The sequence below is a fragment of the Labrys sp. ALF-8 genome (assembly GCF_059699065.1).
Genome location: NZ_AP048537.1, coordinates 4,078,102 through 4,093,956, shown reverse-complemented (window position 1 = coordinate 4,093,956; position 15,855 = coordinate 4,078,102). Strand labels below are relative to the sequence as shown.

At 63.9% G+C, this 15,855-nt stretch carries 13 protein-coding genes; 2 read left to right on the top strand and 11 right to left on the bottom strand.

The window, feature by feature from the left end; all coding sequences use genetic code 11:
* The first annotated feature begins 220 nt into the window (after window positions 1-220).
* The gene (locus tag AC6H34_RS18745; protein WP_497539712.1) at window positions 221-2,515 is read left to right on the top strand and encodes a PAS domain-containing sensor histidine kinase; all 2,295 of its coding nucleotides are present in this window, start codon (window positions 221-223) and stop codon (window positions 2,513-2,515) included.
* Between the two features lie 81 nt (window positions 2,516-2,596).
* On the opposite strand, the gene AC6H34_RS18740 is transcribed toward AC6H34_RS18745, so the two are convergent.
* The 6 genes from AC6H34_RS18740 to AC6H34_RS18715 all read right to left on the bottom strand — a co-directional run bounded on the left by AC6H34_RS18740 (window position 2,597) and on the right by AC6H34_RS18715 (window position 10,355).
* Entirely contained in the window at window positions 2,597-2,785 is a 189-nt protein-coding gene (locus tag AC6H34_RS18740) for a hypothetical protein (RefSeq protein WP_497539711.1), read from the bottom strand.
* Between the two features lie 70 nt (window positions 2,786-2,855).
* Window positions 2,856-3,161 (bottom strand): ATP-dependent Clp protease adapter ClpS, encoded by a 306-nt coding sequence (clpS, locus tag AC6H34_RS18735; RefSeq protein ID WP_448148406.1) that lies wholly within the window; start codon window positions 3,159-3,161, stop codon window positions 2,856-2,858.
* A gap of 77 nt (window positions 3,162-3,238) precedes the next feature.
* Window positions 3,239-6,136: a bifunctional [glutamine synthetase] adenylyltransferase/[glutamine synthetase]-adenylyl-L-tyrosine phosphorylase gene (locus AC6H34_RS18730; RefSeq protein ID WP_497539710.1), complete on the bottom strand. Its 2,898-nt coding sequence runs from the start codon at window positions 6,134-6,136 to the stop codon at window positions 3,239-3,241.
* 231 nt (window positions 6,137-6,367) lie between these two features.
* Window positions 6,368-7,819 (bottom strand): ATP-binding protein, encoded by a 1,452-nt coding sequence (locus tag AC6H34_RS18725; protein WP_448148408.1) that lies wholly within the window; start codon window positions 7,817-7,819, stop codon window positions 6,368-6,370.
* Window positions 7,820-7,964: 145 nt separating this feature from the next.
* A complete protein-coding gene (locus AC6H34_RS18720; protein WP_448148409.1) occupies window positions 7,965-8,645 on the bottom strand; it encodes a response regulator transcription factor in 681 nt (226 codons plus the stop codon).
* Between the two features lie 165 nt (window positions 8,646-8,810).
* Entirely contained in the window at window positions 8,811-10,355 is a 1,545-nt protein-coding gene (locus tag AC6H34_RS18715) for a Do family serine endopeptidase (protein ID WP_448148410.1), read from the bottom strand.
* 325 nt (window positions 10,356-10,680) lie between these two features.
* On the opposite strand from AC6H34_RS18715, the gene AC6H34_RS18710 reads away from it, so the two are divergent.
* Window positions 10,681-11,196, top strand: a complete 516-nt coding sequence (locus AC6H34_RS18710) for a Dps family protein (RefSeq protein ID WP_448148411.1) — start codon at window positions 10,681-10,683, stop codon at window positions 11,194-11,196.
* A gap of 118 nt (window positions 11,197-11,314) precedes the next feature.
* Here the strand turns inward: AC6H34_RS18710 and AC6H34_RS18705 are convergent, their stop codons facing one another.
* From AC6H34_RS18705 to ccmI, 5 genes are all read right to left on the bottom strand, one after another.
* Window positions 11,315-11,677 carry an SPW repeat protein gene (locus AC6H34_RS18705; RefSeq protein ID WP_497539709.1) on the bottom strand — a complete coding sequence of 121 codons (363 nt, stop codon included), beginning with the start codon at window positions 11,675-11,677 and terminating at the stop codon, window positions 11,315-11,317.
* Window positions 11,678-11,840: 163 nt separating this feature from the next.
* Complete coding sequence (locus AC6H34_RS18700) at window positions 11,841-12,299, bottom strand: cytochrome c-type biogenesis protein (RefSeq protein WP_497539708.1); 459 nt, start codon at window positions 12,297-12,299, stop codon at window positions 11,841-11,843.
* A gap of 2 nt (window positions 12,300-12,301) precedes the next feature.
* A complete protein-coding gene (locus AC6H34_RS18695; protein ID WP_497539707.1) occupies window positions 12,302-14,287 on the bottom strand; it encodes a heme lyase CcmF/NrfE family subunit in 1,986 nt (661 codons plus the stop codon).
* Complete coding sequence (ccmE, locus tag AC6H34_RS18690; protein WP_448148415.1) at window positions 14,284-14,739, bottom strand: cytochrome c maturation protein CcmE; 456 nt, start codon at window positions 14,737-14,739, stop codon at window positions 14,284-14,286. Before ccmE ends, AC6H34_RS18695 begins: the two co-directional genes overlap by 4 nt.
* Entirely contained in the window at window positions 14,736-15,854 is a 1,119-nt protein-coding gene (ccmI, locus tag AC6H34_RS18685; protein WP_497539706.1) for a c-type cytochrome biogenesis protein CcmI, read from the bottom strand. Before ccmI ends, ccmE begins: the two co-directional genes overlap by 4 nt.
* Between the last annotated feature and the right edge of the window lies 1 nt (window position 15,855).

Sequence of the window (15,855 nt, the reverse complement as noted above, 5' to 3'; positions counted from 1 at the left end):
GAGCAGCGTCATAGATGTTGAGAAGGTGGCATGTTTTCGCCTGAAAACCGGCGGGAATCGCTCATTTTTCCGCCTCAGGCGGACACAAATAATTAAAAAAGTGTTCACGGCGACTCTAGACAAATCACCTGCAGATTGATTCTTATAGCCATATCGATTCGGGGGCGGTGCTGACCACCTGCCCTATCGGAAATTCAGGAAAAGCTGGAAGGGCTGTGCAATGGCGCGTGCAAACGCGACACATGCGTTTTTGCGTGCACCGGGCATCCGGGGCCTGGCAAAGACACTGATCTGCCCAACCTATACGCGCTTGATCGGTATCGAGCCCCTTCTGCGCAAAGCCGTACCTGTCCTCATCATCGCTTTCCTCAGCGCGATGGCGTTCGCGGCCTTCGTGCAGGCGCGCGACTCCCGCAAGCACATGATGGCAGAAGCGGGCCGCAACCTTGATCTTGTGATTTCCGCCGCCAGCGCAAAGCTGAGCGCGATCATGGCACAGACTGGCAAGGTTCCCTCCAGCGCCGCCATTTCGGCGCCGGATCATGTGCGGCTCGCCATCCTCACGCCCCTGGGCAAGCCTCTCAATGACAGCGATGACGTCGCCTCCCTGATCCAGGCGGTCGGCACGCACGAGAATGGCCGGCTGACCATCGATGTCGGCGGCGCGCCCGTGCTGGCGTCCATCCGCACCAGCGAAGGTTTCCGGATCATCGCCGCCAAGCCCGTCAGCGAAATTCTGGACCGCTGGTACACGCTCAGCGGCTTGCTCCTGCTGTTCACCACGACGACCGGCTGCGTATTGCTGATCCTGGGCTTCGCCTACTACTGGCAGGCTTCCCGAGCGCGGCGCGCCGACGACATCTACAACGCCGTTCGCACGCGGCTCGAAACGGCCCTCAGCCGCGGACGATCGGGATTGTGGGATTGGGATCTCGAAGCGGGACGCGTGTTCTGGTCGGATTCGATGTTCCATCTGCTGGGCTACGAGCCGCAGGACGACCTGCTGGTGCACAGCGATATCGAGCGCCTCATCCACAACGAGGACCGCGGCCTGCAATCCCTCGCGTCCGAGCTCCGCTCGAAGAACCCTCCGCTGCTGATCGACCGGCGCTTCCGCATGCGCTGTGCCAATGGCGAATGGATCTTCGTGCGCGTGCGCGGCGAACTCGTCTTCGGTCCGGAAGGAGGCAAGCGGCTGATCGGCATCGTCGTCGACGAGACCGAGGAACGCAAATTCGCAGAGCAGACCAAGAAGGCGGACATACGCCTGCGCGATGCCATCGAGACGATCTCCGAAGCCTTTGTCCTGTGGGATCCGAACAATCGGCTGGTCATCTGCAATTCGAAATTCCAGGCCCTGCATAACCTGCCCGATGCCCTGGTGCGCTCCGGTACCCACTACAGCGCCATCGTGGAAGCCGGCTCCCAGCCGGTGGTGCGGACCAACATGCCCACCAACACGCTGATCGAGCGCGGCGCCCGCACCTTCGAGGCGCAGTTGCAGGACGGTCGCTGGCTCACCATCAACGAGCGGCGGACCAAGGATGGCGGCTATGTTTCCGTCGGCACCGACATCACCTCTCTCAAGGACCAGCAGACCAAGCTGATGGATAGCGAGCGCAGCCTGATCGGCATGATCGCCGACCTCAAGCGGTCCCGACAGGTCCTGGAACGGCAGACCCAGGAGTTGGCCGAGCTGGCCGAAAAATACGCCGAGGAGAAGATCAAGGCCGAGGCCGCCAACCGTGCCAAGTCCGAGTTCCTTGCCAATATGAGTCACGAGCTTCGCACGCCGCTGAATGCGATCATCGGCTTCTCGGAACTCATGGAAAGCGGCACCTTTGGGGCCCTCAGTCACCCTCGCTATGTCGGCTATTGCCGCGACATTCACGAAAGTGGGCGTTATCTCCTGGATTTCGTCGACGACATCCTCGAAATGTCGAAGATCGAGGCGGGCGAGGTCGACCTGCATCGCGAGCACTTCGCCGTCGACCGCCTGATGAGCGACCTGCTGCGCTCGATCAAGCCGGAGGCCGATGCCAAGAAACTGAGCCTTCATCCCTCCTGGCAGAATGGTGTGACCCTGAACGCGGACCGCCGCGCCCTGAGGTTGATCATGCGCAATCTCATCTCGAATGCCATCAAGTTCACGCCCGAGGGCGGCAAGGTCGGCCTGCGCATCCGCCAGCGCGACGGGAAGGTCGTGATCTATGTCGAGGACAGCGGCATCGGCATCCCGCCCGAGGCCATCAGCAAGCTCGGGCGCCCCTTCGAACAGGTGCAGACGCAGTTCACCAAGGCTCACAAGGGTTCGGGCCTGGGCCTTTCGATCGCCAAGTCGCTGGCAGAACTCCACGGAGGCTCGATCCGCATCCGGTCGGCTGTCGACATCGGTACGGTGGTGATGGTGGTGCTCCCGGGCATCCTGGGACTGGAAGAGCCCCGCAAGCTGCCGGCCCCCGCAGTCATGCAGGCAAGCCTGAAGCGGCTGGCGAGGGTGGCCGTGCTGCACTGAGGGAACGCGCCACCACTCCGGATCCACGCCTCGACCAGCGAAACCGGCAGCAACGAGCAGGATGCCCACATACCCGGAAATCTACTCCGTTGCCGCCTGCTGCTTCAGGAGCACGGCCAGCCTCGCCTCCTGATCAGCGATGCGATCAGCGATCAGATCCTCGTTCGCGGCGCCCGAGGACGCGGCAGCCTGTTCCATCAACTGCCTGATGTTCTCGCGGATGATCGCAATCTCCTCGTCATAGGATCTGGCTGTACGCGGCTCGGCCATCGGTTCCTCCTGTCACGTTGGACGCCTCCAGGGCGGAGGCGCCGGTCTGGCTCATGCGACGACCGGACAGCTATTCTTCAGGTTCGGTGGTGAACAGCAAGGGGTAACCTTGATTGCGCGCCATTTCGGTTGCACGGGTCGCCTTGGTCTCCGCGATATCCTTGGCGAATACGGCCACGACGCACACGCCCTTCTGGTGGGCCGTGATCATGACGCGGTAGGCCTGCGACTCGTTCATGCGGAATTCGGCCTTCAGGACCATGACGACGAATTCGCGCGGCGTATAGTCGTCGTTCACCAGGATAACCTTGTGAAGACGGGGACGCTGGGTCTTGGTCCGGGTTTTGACGCGAGGACGAAGAGCGGTATCACTCATTGGCAAGCTATCTCCCAATGGCGGCTCAGTGCCTGACTTTCCGTTTAGATCATTTTCCCACGACTGCCCGGCCGCGTCTACTCGGTGCCGATTACCTGCCGGAAGATCTCACGTATTCTTGTCTGTGTGACAGCGACAAGCTGGTTCAACTCGTCGAAATCACCACATTCCGCGACCCGGCAGAGCAGCGCCTTGCCGGCTTCCGACGTTTTCTCGGGATCAAGATTGCCGCCGACGCAGAAGCGGATCACCTGGGACAGTGCGGTATAGAGCCGCCAGGCCTCGGATAGACGGGCATGTGCCGTTTTTCCGAGAACGCCCACCGCCGCAGCCTTATCCAGCGCCCTGCCGGTATTGGTGTCGAGCATCTGCGGATGGTCCGCCGCATGGAGCAGTTGCAGCGTCTGGGCGACGAACTCGATGTCGACGAGGCCGCCCGGCGCATTCTTGAGATCCCAGTTGCCTCGCCCGCCCTTTTCGGTTTCGAGGAGCGCACGCATCTCGGCGACGTCCTTGCGGATCTTCCCGCTATCGCGCTTCAAGGTCAGGACACCCTCGATCGTTTCGTCGATCTCCTTGCCCAGCGTGGGGTCGCCAGCAATCGGCCGCGCTCGGGTCATGGCCATGTGTTCCCACGTCCAGGCTTCCTTGTGCTGGTATTCCCGGAATCCGTCGATGTGAATGGCGACCGGCCCCTTCTGCCCGGACGGACGCAGGCGCATGTCGACTGAGAAGAGCGTGCCCTGCGCGGTCGGCGCGGAAAGCGCCGCGATCAGGCGTTGCGTCAGCCGTGCGAACCAGACCGAAGGAGCGATCGGCCGCCGCCCGTCGGTCTCGTACGCCTCGGGATCGTGGTCGTAGAGCACGATGAGATCGAGGTCGGAGGAGGCAGTCATCTCGCGCCCCCCGAGCTTGCCCATGCCCAGGATACCGATGCGGGCACCGCGCGGCATGCCATGAGCCTCCTTCAGCTCGATGCAGACCAACTCGAGCAGGGCCCGTACCGTGGTCTCCGCAAGATCGGATATCCGGCCGCCGGCGGCGAGCGGATCGAGCTCGCCCGAGAGCAGCCGGGCGCCGAGCACGAAGATGCGCTCCCGGGCGAAGATGCGGGCAAGGTCGAGCTTGTCCTCGTAGTTCTCGCCGGTGGCGAGGGTCGAGGCCAAGCGCGTGCGGAGCCAGTCCTCGCCGTGGCTGCTCTCGCTCCCGTGGTCCAGCAAGCCGTCGAGGGCATGCGGTCGCCGCACCAGCACCTCCGCAAGGCGCGGCGCCACACCGAGGATGCGGGCGAGCACGTCGAGCAGCCTGGCGTTGTTGCGCAGGATCGAAAAAAGCTGATAGCCGGAAGGCATGCGCGACAGCAGGCCATCGAAGACGATCAGAGCCTTGTCGGGCCTTCCTTCGCGCGCAAGGGCCTGCAACAGGGCCGGCGTCAGTTCCGTCAGATCTTCGCGCGCCTTCGCGGAACGCATGGCCGGATACCGGCCGAAGTGCCAGCTGCGGATCATCTCCGTCACCTGGGAGGGCGAGGAAAATCCCAGACGCTCCAGGGTCTTGAGTGTCTCAGGATCATCCTGCTTGCCGGTGAAGACGAGACTGCCGATATCGCTCGCGAGCGGGGCGGAAGCCTCGAAGAGCCTGGCATAGTGCCGCTGCACGGTTTCCAGCCGCGCGATCAGCGCTTTCGACAATGCCGCGACATCCGCATAGCCGGCAAAATGGGCAAAATCCTTCAGTGCGGCCTTGCTCTCGGGCATGCTGTGGGTCTGCTCGTCGGCCGTCATCTGGAGGCGATGTTCGAGGCCTCGCAGAAACTCATAGGCTTCCGTGAGTTCGTCGCGCGCCTCGGCCGTGATCCAGCCGGCCGACTGGAGCGCCGCCAGCATCTCGACCGTGCCCTGGCCGCGCAGATCGGGATTTCGGCCACCGGCGATCAACTGCTGCGTCTGGACGAAGAACTCGATCTCGCGGATGCCCCCGCGCCCCAGCTTGAGGTTATGCCCAGCCACAGCGATGACCTCATGGCCCTTATGGGCATGGATCTGGCGTTTCATCGCATGGACGTCGGCGATGGCGGCGTAGTCGAGATGGCGGCGCCATATGAAGGGCGCGAGGCCGGCGAGGAATTGTTCTCCCAATGGGATGTCGCCCGCACAGGGCCGCGCCTTGATCATCGCCGCGCGTTCCCAGTTCTGGCCGACGCTCTCATAGTAGGAATAGGCCGCCGGCAGCGAGATCGCCACGGCCGTGGCACCGGGATCGGGGCGCAGGCGCAGGTCGACGCGAAAGACATAACCGTCTGCGGTGCGTTCGGACAGCAGCTTCACCAGGCCCTGCGTGACGCGCACGAAGAAGGGAGCCGGCTCCAGTCCCTCGCGCAGGGGCGCAGCCTCGGGATCGTAGAGCACGATGAGATCGATATCGGAGGAGTAGTTGAGCTCGAAGGCGCCCTGCTTGCCCATGGCAAGCGCCACAAGACCGCAATCGCGATCCGGATGATCGAGATCGGGCGGGTTGAAACGGCCGGCATTGGCAGCCTCTCGCAGGAGATGGCACAAGGCGAGGCGCACGCTCTCGTCCGCGACACGGGTTAGAGCGCCGGTAACCTCGGCCAGCTGCCAGTCGCAGGAGAGGTCGGCAAAACCGATCACCAACGCTGCCTCCTGCTTGAGAAGGCGCAAGACATGCATCACCTCCACCGTGTCGCCTGCCGTCCGACACCGGGACTGGGCCTGCCTCATGGCAGCGGCGAGCACTTGCTCCGGCTGTCCCGCGAGAACGCGCTCCAACCGGTCGGGATCGGCAAGGCACAGTCCCCAGAGGAAAGGCGAGCCGGAGGCGACGCCAGCCAGCACGCGATGCCCGGAGCCTCCCTCCAGGGCCTTGGCGACATTCGGCTGCGCGGCAGCATCGAGACGGGCTGCGAGATCGGCAAGGCGGGGCTTCGCTCGGCGCTCGTCCTCGATGGGAATCATGTCGTCTCCTCGTCTTTTTGAAGCGTCTTCTTCGATCCTGGCCTCCGCGATAGCATCGGATCGGGAATCGCGCATTCAAAAAGGGATTTCGGCAGCTTCCGGGGAGCATCGGCTCGAAAACGCAGGATGGCCGGGCCAGGGCCGGGGATCTCAAAAACCGAGGCTCTCTGCGCACTGCCGCGGCCTCGTGTCAGGCTGTCCGAGACACCGGCGGGCCGTTCGGACTACCCGCTATCCGTTCAGGCGAAGCCCGGGCCGGCGCAGGGGAAGCCGGGGCTGGGCTCCCTCGGGCCGCTCCAGCCTGTCCGGCAGTTCGAGCACCACGCGCAAGCCCGGTTCATTGTCCTCGAGCCGGATGGCACCGCCATGCAGCTTCACCATCGCGGAGACGAGCGCGAGGCCGAGGCCGGAACCCGGGCGGGTACGGCTGGACTCCAGGCGCACGAAGCGCTCCAGGACACGCTGCCTGTCGGCGGGCGCTATCCCCGCGCCGCGGTCGGCCACGCTGAGCACGACATGTCCTTCCTCCCTGCGGGCTGCGATGGTGACGTCGCCCGCCGGCTGTCCCTCCTCGTTCGGGCCATGCTTGAGGGCATTGTCGATCAGATTGGCCAGCGCCTGGCTGATCAGCTCCCGATTGCCTCGCAACGGCAGAGGCGAAACGGCGTCAACGACGATCCTCGCGCCGCTCTCCTCCGCCAGGGGTTCGTAGAGCTCGGCTACCGCATGGGCCGCCTCGGCCACGTCGAACTCGTTCATCGCCCCCTCGATACGGCCACCTTCGGCGCGGGCGATCATCAGCAGGGCATTGAAGGTTCCGATCAACTTGTCGGATTCCTCGATGGTGCGATCGAGCGCCGCCCGGTAGGCATGCACATCGTCGGCGGTGCGCAGCGCCTCTTCGGCATGGTTGCGCAAACGGGTCAGGGGCGTCTTCAGATCGTGCGCGATATTGTCCGAGACCTCCTTCAGGCCCGCCATCAATTCCTGGATGCGGTCGAGCATGGCATTGGTGGTGGAGGCGAGGCGATCGATCTCGTCATCCGTGCCGGCGACCTTCAGCCGGCGGGTGAGATCGCCGGCCATGATCGAGCGACTCGTGGCGTTGATATCGTCGAGCCGGTGCAGCACCCGCCGCGCCACGAACCAGCCGCCGGCCACGCCAAGCAGGACGATCAGCCCGGCGGACCACAGCGCCGCGTTGAACATGATGGCCCGCACGCGGCTCTGGTCCTCCAGATCGATGCCGACAAGCAGCTTGTAGCCGTCCTGAAGATCGAACACCCGCACCAGTGCCGTGCGCCGCGCATTGGTGGTGCCATCGTCGCGGCTGTAGGGGATGTTGCGCCATCCAGGCTTGTCCAACACACCGTCGGGAAGCTCGGTGACATTGCCGGCCAATGCCTCCCCGTCGGGCGTGGTGACGAGATAGAGCAGCGAGCCGGGCCTCCGCGTGCGCGCCTCGATGGTCGAGGCCAGACGCACGATGCCGCCTTGCGCGTATTCATCGCTCAGGCTGTTGATCTCGCTGTTGATAGAGGTGTTGATCTGTGAACCGAGCAGGCGTTGCGCGTTCCAGAAGAAATAACCGAGCAGCGAAGCGGCGAAGAGAATGAAGACCAGCAGGTAGGCGGCCATCAGCTTGAAGGCCGTTGTACGGATCAATTTACCGAGGCCTGTCACCTATGAATATCCTGCCTGCCGCCCATAGGTGGCGACTTTGCGAAGGCGGACACGCCAAGCGCGGAGTGTCGCCTCCGGGTCGAGATCTTCCGTTCCACCAAGCGCGTCGCTTCCAGGAGCGGCACTCCCGCCACTCCGGCAGGCCCTATTTCGCGCTGTCGCGGATCATGTAGCCCGCACCACGGATCGTATGCAGTAGCGGCTTCTCGAAGCCCTTGTCGAGCTTGGAGCGCAGCCGCGAGACATGCACGTCGATGACGTTGGTGCCGGGGTCGAAATGATAGTCCCACACATGCTCGAGAAGCATGGTGCGCGTGACGACCTGACCGGCATTCTTCATCAGATATTCGAGCAGCCGGAACTCGCGCGGCTGCAGGTCGATCTCCTCGCCCGCCCGCTTGACGACATGAGAGAGGCGGTCGAGCTCGAGATCCCCGACACGGTAGACGGTCTCTTCGCCCTTGCCGGGATGCCGACGGGAAAGCACCTCCACACGGGCCAGCAATTCGGAGAAAGCATAAGGCTTGGGGAGGTAGTCGTCACCGCCGGCACGCAACCCTTTCACCCTGTCGTCGACTTCGCCGAGCGCCGAGAGGATGAGGGATGGCGTCTGCGTGCCTTCCAGGCGCAGGCGCGAAATCACGGACAGGCCGTCGAGCTTTGGCAGCATGCGATCGACGATCAAGACGTCATAGGGGCCATCCTTGGCCATCGCATAGCCGCTCAGGCCATCGGCGGCGTGATCGGCGACATGCCCGGCTTCCGCGAAAGCCTTGACGAGATAGGCGGCGGCGTCGCGGTCATCCTCGACGATCAGAATTCGCATTTTCGTTTCAGACTCAGTCACGTTTTGCGTTGCAGAGGTATCCGACGAGCTTTGCCACATTTCAAGGTCACCTCATAGGGTACGACCGCCAAACGGCGCGCCTACAGCCAATAAAGAATGGGCCCCTCCCCCGGAGGGAAAGGGGCCCCAACCGTTCAGCCCTTGTCAGGCCTTGCCGACGGGCAGAGCGACGAAGTGCAGGCCGTCGCCGTTCTTCACCCGCAGCAGAACGGTGCGCTTGGAGTCGGCGCGGGCGTTCGAGAGAGCATCCCGGACTTCGCGCACATTGCTTACCGGCTTGCCGGCCACGTCGAGGATCACGTCGCCCGGACGGAGGGCCTCGGCGGCCGGGCTACCCGGATCGATATCCGTGACCACCACGCCGGACTTGCCTGCGCCAGCCACGCTCGCTGCAGGGGCGAGCTCGACACCCAGACCAGCCAGCGCGCTCTTGCCGCCGCTATCGTCCTGGGTTGCGTTCGCATCCGCGAGCTGCTTGTCGCCCGGCAGCTTGGAAGTCTCGACCTTGACGCTCTGCTCCTTGCCGTCGCGCCAGACGGTGAGGTCGGCGGTATCGCCCGGCTTGATGTCGGCGATGGCGCGGGCCAGTTCGCGGCTGTCGGCCACTTCCTTGCCGTTCACGGCCGTGATGGCATCACCGGACTGCAGGCCGGCCTTGGCGGCGGGGCTGTCGCGGGTGACGTCGGCAATCAGGGCTCCCGAGGCCTTCTTCAGGCCGATCGAGTCGGCGATGTCCTGGGTCACGGGCTGGATCTGCACACCGATATAGCCGCGCGTCACCTGTCCGTCCGACTTCAGCTGCGAGACGACGCGCTGGACCGTATCGGCCGGAATGGCGAAGCCGATGCCGATCGAGCCGCCCGAGGGCGAATAGATCGCGGTATTCACGCCGATCACCTTGCCGGAAAGGTCGAAGGTCGGGCCGCCTGAATTGCCGCGGTTCACCGGCGCATCGATCTGGAGGAAGTCGTTGTAGGTCGAGTTGTTGAGGTCACGGCCGCGGGCCGAGACGATGCCCGCCGTGACGGTGCCGCCAAGACCGTAGGGGTTGCCGACAGCCAGCACCCAGTCACCGACGCGAGGCTCGTTCTGCAGCTCGAGGTCGACGAAGGGGAACTTGCCGTCCTTGTCGGACACCTTCAGCAGGGCGAGATCGGTCTTGGGATCGACGCCGATCACCTTGGCCGTGAAGGTCTTGCCGCCGTCAGTGACGACGTCCACTTCCTTGGCGTGGTCGACGACATGGTTGTTGGTCACGACATAGCCGTCAGCCGAGATGAAGAAGCCGGAGCCGAGTGCCATCCCGAACTGCTTGTGGGGCCGGTCCGGCCGCATGCCGCCACCGCCCGGGCCGTTGAAGAAGAACTCGAACGGATTGGCAGGCATGCCGTTGTTGTTGTTGCTGTTGTCGTCATCGTCGGAGACGTTGGCGGTCGTCTCGGTCTTGACCTTGATCGACACCACGGCCGGACGCACCTTCTGCACGATATCGGCGAAACCGAAGGGCTGCTGTGCCGGAGCCGTCTGGCTCTGCGACTGGGCATAGGCGGGCGTCACGGAGGGAACGACGATGAGATTGCCGGCAACCGCGCCGGCCACGCCGAGGCCGAATACCGCGGCCAGAAGACGCGTACGGCGGCGTGCGAGAATGCCGGTCTTCTGCGTGGTATCGTTGTCATGGAAAGTCATGGTGGTGGGCTCCATAGTGGCTCGGTCATTCGCTCTTGCACGACCGGCGGATTGCAACTCAGCGCTCGAAGCCGCGCTGTTGGAGATGACAATGCCCCGATCAACATTACGGCTCTTTTTCCATGAGATTACTCTTTGGTAAGAAGGCCGGCATTTGCCCGATATCCAAAACGACAAGTAATCCAAAATAATTGAACAATAATTCATAAACAACCTTAGGTTGCGTCAGAGAACTCAGGGTAACGATTGACATGGGCGGCCGAACCGCCCGAAACTCGCGCCTCGGCTGGGTTCGACGCCGCGGCTGCATGAAAAGGGTGATATAATGTCAAAAGACAAGAAAGCGCTGAAGACATCGAATCTGCGCGTTCCGACCGACCTGCCTTCAAACGCAACCAAGGATCTGTCGGCAGCGCTGACCACGCTGCTCGCCGATGTCTTCACCCTTTACCTGAAGACCAAGAACTTCCACTGGCACATGTCCGGCCCGCATTTCCGCGACTACCACCTGCTGCTGGACGAGCAGTCGGAGCAGATCTTCGCCATGACGGACGACATCGCCGAGCGGGTTCGCAAGATCGGCGGCACGACTCTCCATTCGATCGGCCATATCGCGAGGCTGCAGCGGCTTGCCGACAACGACGCCGATTTCGTCACGCCCGACGACATGCTCGCCGAACTTCATGACGACAACAAGCGCCTGACCGGCTTCCTGCGCGAGACTCATGAACTGGCCGACGAACACAACGACGTCGCCACCGCCAGCCTGATCGAGAACTGGATCGACGAAGCGGAGCGTCGCAGTTGGTTCCTGTTCGAGACGGGGCGAAAGAAGGGCTGACCCCGCCGCCGGCGACGGCGCGGCCAAGGAGGTGCCGGTCGTCAGTTCGGCACCTGGAAGGTCCTGCTAACGGGCGCGCAGCAAGGCGGGAAAGACCTGCGCGCGAGGCATGATTCCGTCATCCGTGAACGGCCGGCGGATGCCTGTAGGCCCATTCCGCCCAGAGCGAGACCAGTATGGTCAGGAGACCGATCGGCCAGAAGACCATGCGGACGTGCCCATCGGACGAGAAGCCCAGCAGCCACGGCGCCACAAACAGCCACAAGCCCAGCGCCGCCATCACCCATTCTTCCCACTGCTCGGCTTCCGTGAACGACGCCGTCAGGGCAAGGAAGGCAATCAGCGCCGCGCTGATCCAGGCGCACCAGTTCGCCATGGAGCTTTGATAACCTACCAACCATGGGGAAAGAAAAAGAAGGGCGGCGAGCACCGCCACGATCCAGTCCTGGATTTTTTTGTCATGCAAGATTGACCCGGTCATAGCGCCCTCCATGAGTTGCCAGACGTCGAATGCAATCACCACAAGTTACTCAATTATAACGGATATTCTTCGCCGAGAGTAATGAATTCGAATTGAGATTTCATAAGGGAAGGGTGCGGCGCGTGAACGTGCCCGGAAGAGATCCGAGAGGCCCTGGCGAAGGCTATCCCTCGCGCTTCAGGATCTCGTCGATCCTGGCTTGTTCAGCCGAACTCAGTGCCTCCGGCTTTGAGGTGCGCTGCCGGCGCGAGAAGGCATAGATACCGCCTGCACCAAGGATCAGCAGCACGAAGGGGGCGGACCACAGCACGATCGTGCGTAGTTCCAGAGGTGGCTTGAGGAGGATGAAATCGCCATAGCGGGCTACGAGGAATGCCTTCACGGCCTCATCGCTGTCGCCCGCCTTGAGACGTTCGCGTACGAGGATACGCAGGTCCTTGGCGAGAGTCGCGTCGGAATCGTCGATCGATTCGTTCTGGCAGACCATGCAGCGCAGTTCCGCCGACAAGGCCCTGGCACGGGCCTCCAGGGCCGGATCGGACAGCATCTCGTCCGGCTGCACGGCAAGAGCCGGCAGCACCGCGAGGCCAAACAGGCAGGCGATCAGGAAGCGGCGCAGCATGGTCATTCCGCCGGCTGCAGCCCGGCTGCGGCACGCCGAGCGGGCTTGGGCGCACCCACGCGCAGGCGCCGGTCGGACAGCGAGAGGCCCCCACCGAGCGCCATGATCACGCAGCCGAGCCAGATCAGCGTGACCAGCGGCTTGTCGTAGAGGCGCGCGGCGATAGTACCGTCGGGCTGAGTCTCGCCGAGACCGATATAGACCTGGTCGAACAGGAATGTCTTGATGCCGGTCTCGGTCGCTGGCGTCTGACGGGCCGGATAGAAGCGCTTGGACGCCTCCATTTCCGCAACCTTCGCGCCACCGCGATAGATGTCGAATCTGGACACGGTCGCAGTGAAATTGGAACCCTGCCGAGGCACAGAGCCGACATAGGTCGCCTCGTAGCGGCCGAACGGCACGGTGTCGCCCGGCTTCATCGCCACGATCTTCTCGGACTGCCACGCCGACGCGGCGACGATGCCGAGCAGGGTGACGCCTATGCCGAAATGGGCAAACGCCGTGCCGAAGGCCGAGCGCGGCAGGCCGAGCGCCCGGCGCAAGCTGGAGGCTGGAGCCTCGCGGAAGAGCCTGATGCGCTCGGCTACCTCCACGAGGGCCCCGAGCATGATGAAGGCGGCCAGCCCTGCTCCGATCGGCGCGAGCACGGGCCCTCCCTGCTTGGCCCAGAGGGTCACCAGGCCAGCCAGGATGGCGAGGCCGATGGCCACACCGAGACGCTGCATGGCTCCCTGTACGTCGCCCCTCTTCCAGGCAAGGAAGGGTCCGAACGGCATCACCACCATCACGGCCAGCATCAGCGGGCCGAAGGTGAGATCGAAGAAGGGCGGACCGACGGAGATCTTGCCCCCGGTAAGAGCCTCGAGCGCCAGCGGGTAGAGCGTGCCGAAGAACACCGCCGAGCAGCTCACCGTGAGGAGCAGGTTGTTCAGGATGAGCGCTCCCTCGCGGGAGATCGGCGCGAAGATGCCCCCCTGTCGGAGCGCGGATGCCCGCCAGGCGAACAGCGACAGTCCACCGCCGATGAAGAGGACCAGGATGGCAAGGATGAAGACGCCGCGCTTGGGGTCGGTGGCGAAGGCATGCACCGAGGTGAGCACGCCCGAGCGCACGAGGAAGGTGCCCAGCAGCGAGAGCGAGAAGGTGAGGATGGCGAGCAGGATCGTCCAGACCTTGAGCGCGTTACGCTTTTCCATCACGAGGGCGGAATGCAGGAGCGCCGTGCCGGCGAGCCAGGGCATGAGCGAGGCGTTTTCCACCGGATCCCAGAACCACCAGCCCCCCCAGCCGAGCTCGTAATAAGCCCAGTAGGAGCCCATGGCGATGCCGAGGGTGAGGAAGATCCAGGCGATCAGGATCCACGGCCGGGCCCAGCGCGCCCAGGCCGCGTCGATGCGGCCCTCGATCAACGCGGCGGCGGCGAACGCGAACGCGATCGAGAAGCCGACATAGCCGAGATAAAGGAGCGGAGGATGAATGGCGAGGCCGACATCCTGCAGCACCGGATTGAGATCCTGGCCCTGCATGGGCGCCGGGTCGAGCCGGGCGAAGGGGTTCGAGGTGAAGAGGATGAAGGTGAGGAAAGCGACGCTGATCCAGGCTTGCACGGACAGCACGGTGGCTTTCATGCTCGGCGGCAGATTGCGTCCGAAGGCCGCGACCAGCGCCCCGAACAAGGCGAGGATGCTGACCCACAGCAGCATGGAGCCCTCATGGTTCCCCCACACGCCGGTGACCTTGTAGAGCATCGGTTTGTCGGAATGGGAATTCTCGAACACGTTGAGGAGCGAGAAATCCGAAGTGACATGAGCATGCACCAGCGCCGCGAAGGAAATCGTGATGAAGAAGAGCTGGAACAGGGCGGCCGAAGTGCCGATCCTCATCAGGCCGAGATCGCCGGTGCGGGCGCCCCAAATCGGCAGGATCGACTGTATCGCCGCCAGAGTCAGCGCCAGGATGAGGGCATAGTGGCCGGCCTCGACGATCATGGCTTCTTCCCGTAAGCACCGCCCTCTTCCCAATGACCCTGCGCCTTCAGCGCATCGGCCACTTCCTTGGGCATGTATTTCTCGTCATGCTTTGCGAGCAGCGTATCGGCCTGGAAGACACCTTCGGCATCAACCACGCCTTCCGCTACCACGCCCTGCCCCTCGCGAAAGAGGTCAGGCACGATACCCGAATAGACCACCTTGATCGATTTGTTGGTATCGGTCACCTTGAACGTGATCTCGGACGCTCCCTCATGCGTCAGCGAGCCCTGCTCGACTAGCCCGCCGAGGCGCCAGCGCTGCCCTTGCTTGAAGTCCTTGCCGACGATATCGCTGGGTGCCGCGAAATACGACATGGTGCCACCGAGGCTGAACAGCACGAGACCCACGGCAGCCGCCAGCACCACGCCCGCCGCACCGATCATGGCCAGCCGTCTGCCCTTGCGCGTCATAGTCCCAATGCCTTCGAGAGATCGTCGAGTTGCTTGAGGGCATCCGGCGAGGGGGCCATCGCCTTGCGGGCATCCGCCAGCGCCAGCCTTGCCTCATCCGCCTTCTTCAGCACCGTGTAGGCCTTCACCAGTTGCATCCATTCTTCCACAGAACCGCCCTGCGATCTTAGTCGCTCGGACAGGCGCGAGACCATGCCCTGGATCATTTTGCCGCGCTCCTCCGGGGTCAGCCCCTGGGCCGTGGCCATATCCTGCTGGCTTGGACCCGGCGTCGGCGCGGAAGGCACAGGTGGCGTGCCTCCCACCCGGGCGATCTCCTTGCCGAGGAAGTCCGCCGCATCAGGATTGTCGGCTATCAGGGCCTCCCACGCTGCGATGGCTCCCGGCTTGTCGCCATCCTGCTCCCTGGCGACACCCAGGAAATAGTTGGCACGGAACTCCTTGGGATCGAGCCTCACGGCCTTTTCGAAGGCGGCCTTGGCGTCCGCCGTCACCATGCCGTTGGCGACAGCAACCATGGAGACACCATAATTGGCCAGCCGCTCCGGCGTCGCCCCCAGAAGACGGATGGCATTGGCATAGGCCTGCCTGGCATCGTCGAAACGGCCGAGGCCGACATAGACGCGCGCCATCAGTTCCCAGCCGGCGCCATCATTCGGATTGGCGGCAAGCTTGGCTTCTGCACGGGCGACCAGCTCGGCATCCGTCGCATTGCGCATCGGCCCGTCCAGCCGCGCCAGCAGGGGCTGGTCCGGATTGGCGGGCGAACCGAGGTAGGAGTAGAGGCAGAGGCTGATCGCGGGCACGGCGAGAAGGATGATAACCGATGCCAGCCGCCTCCTGCCCGTCTGCGCCGACGCGGCGGGCACCTGCATGGCCTGCTGGGCCGCGTCCGCCTCGATCAGGCGGCGAGACACTTCGATGCGGGCCGCCTGCGCCTCTGCCTTGGCGATCAGCCCGCGTTCGAGGTCACGCTCGATCTCGGCGAGCTGGTCCTTGTAGATGGCGATGTCGGAAGCCTGCGGCGTCAACCCACTGCCGCGCCGCGCCAGCGGCCAAAGCAGAACCAAAGCTGCGAGGCCGGTCATCGCGGCCAGGGCTATCCACAGAAACATG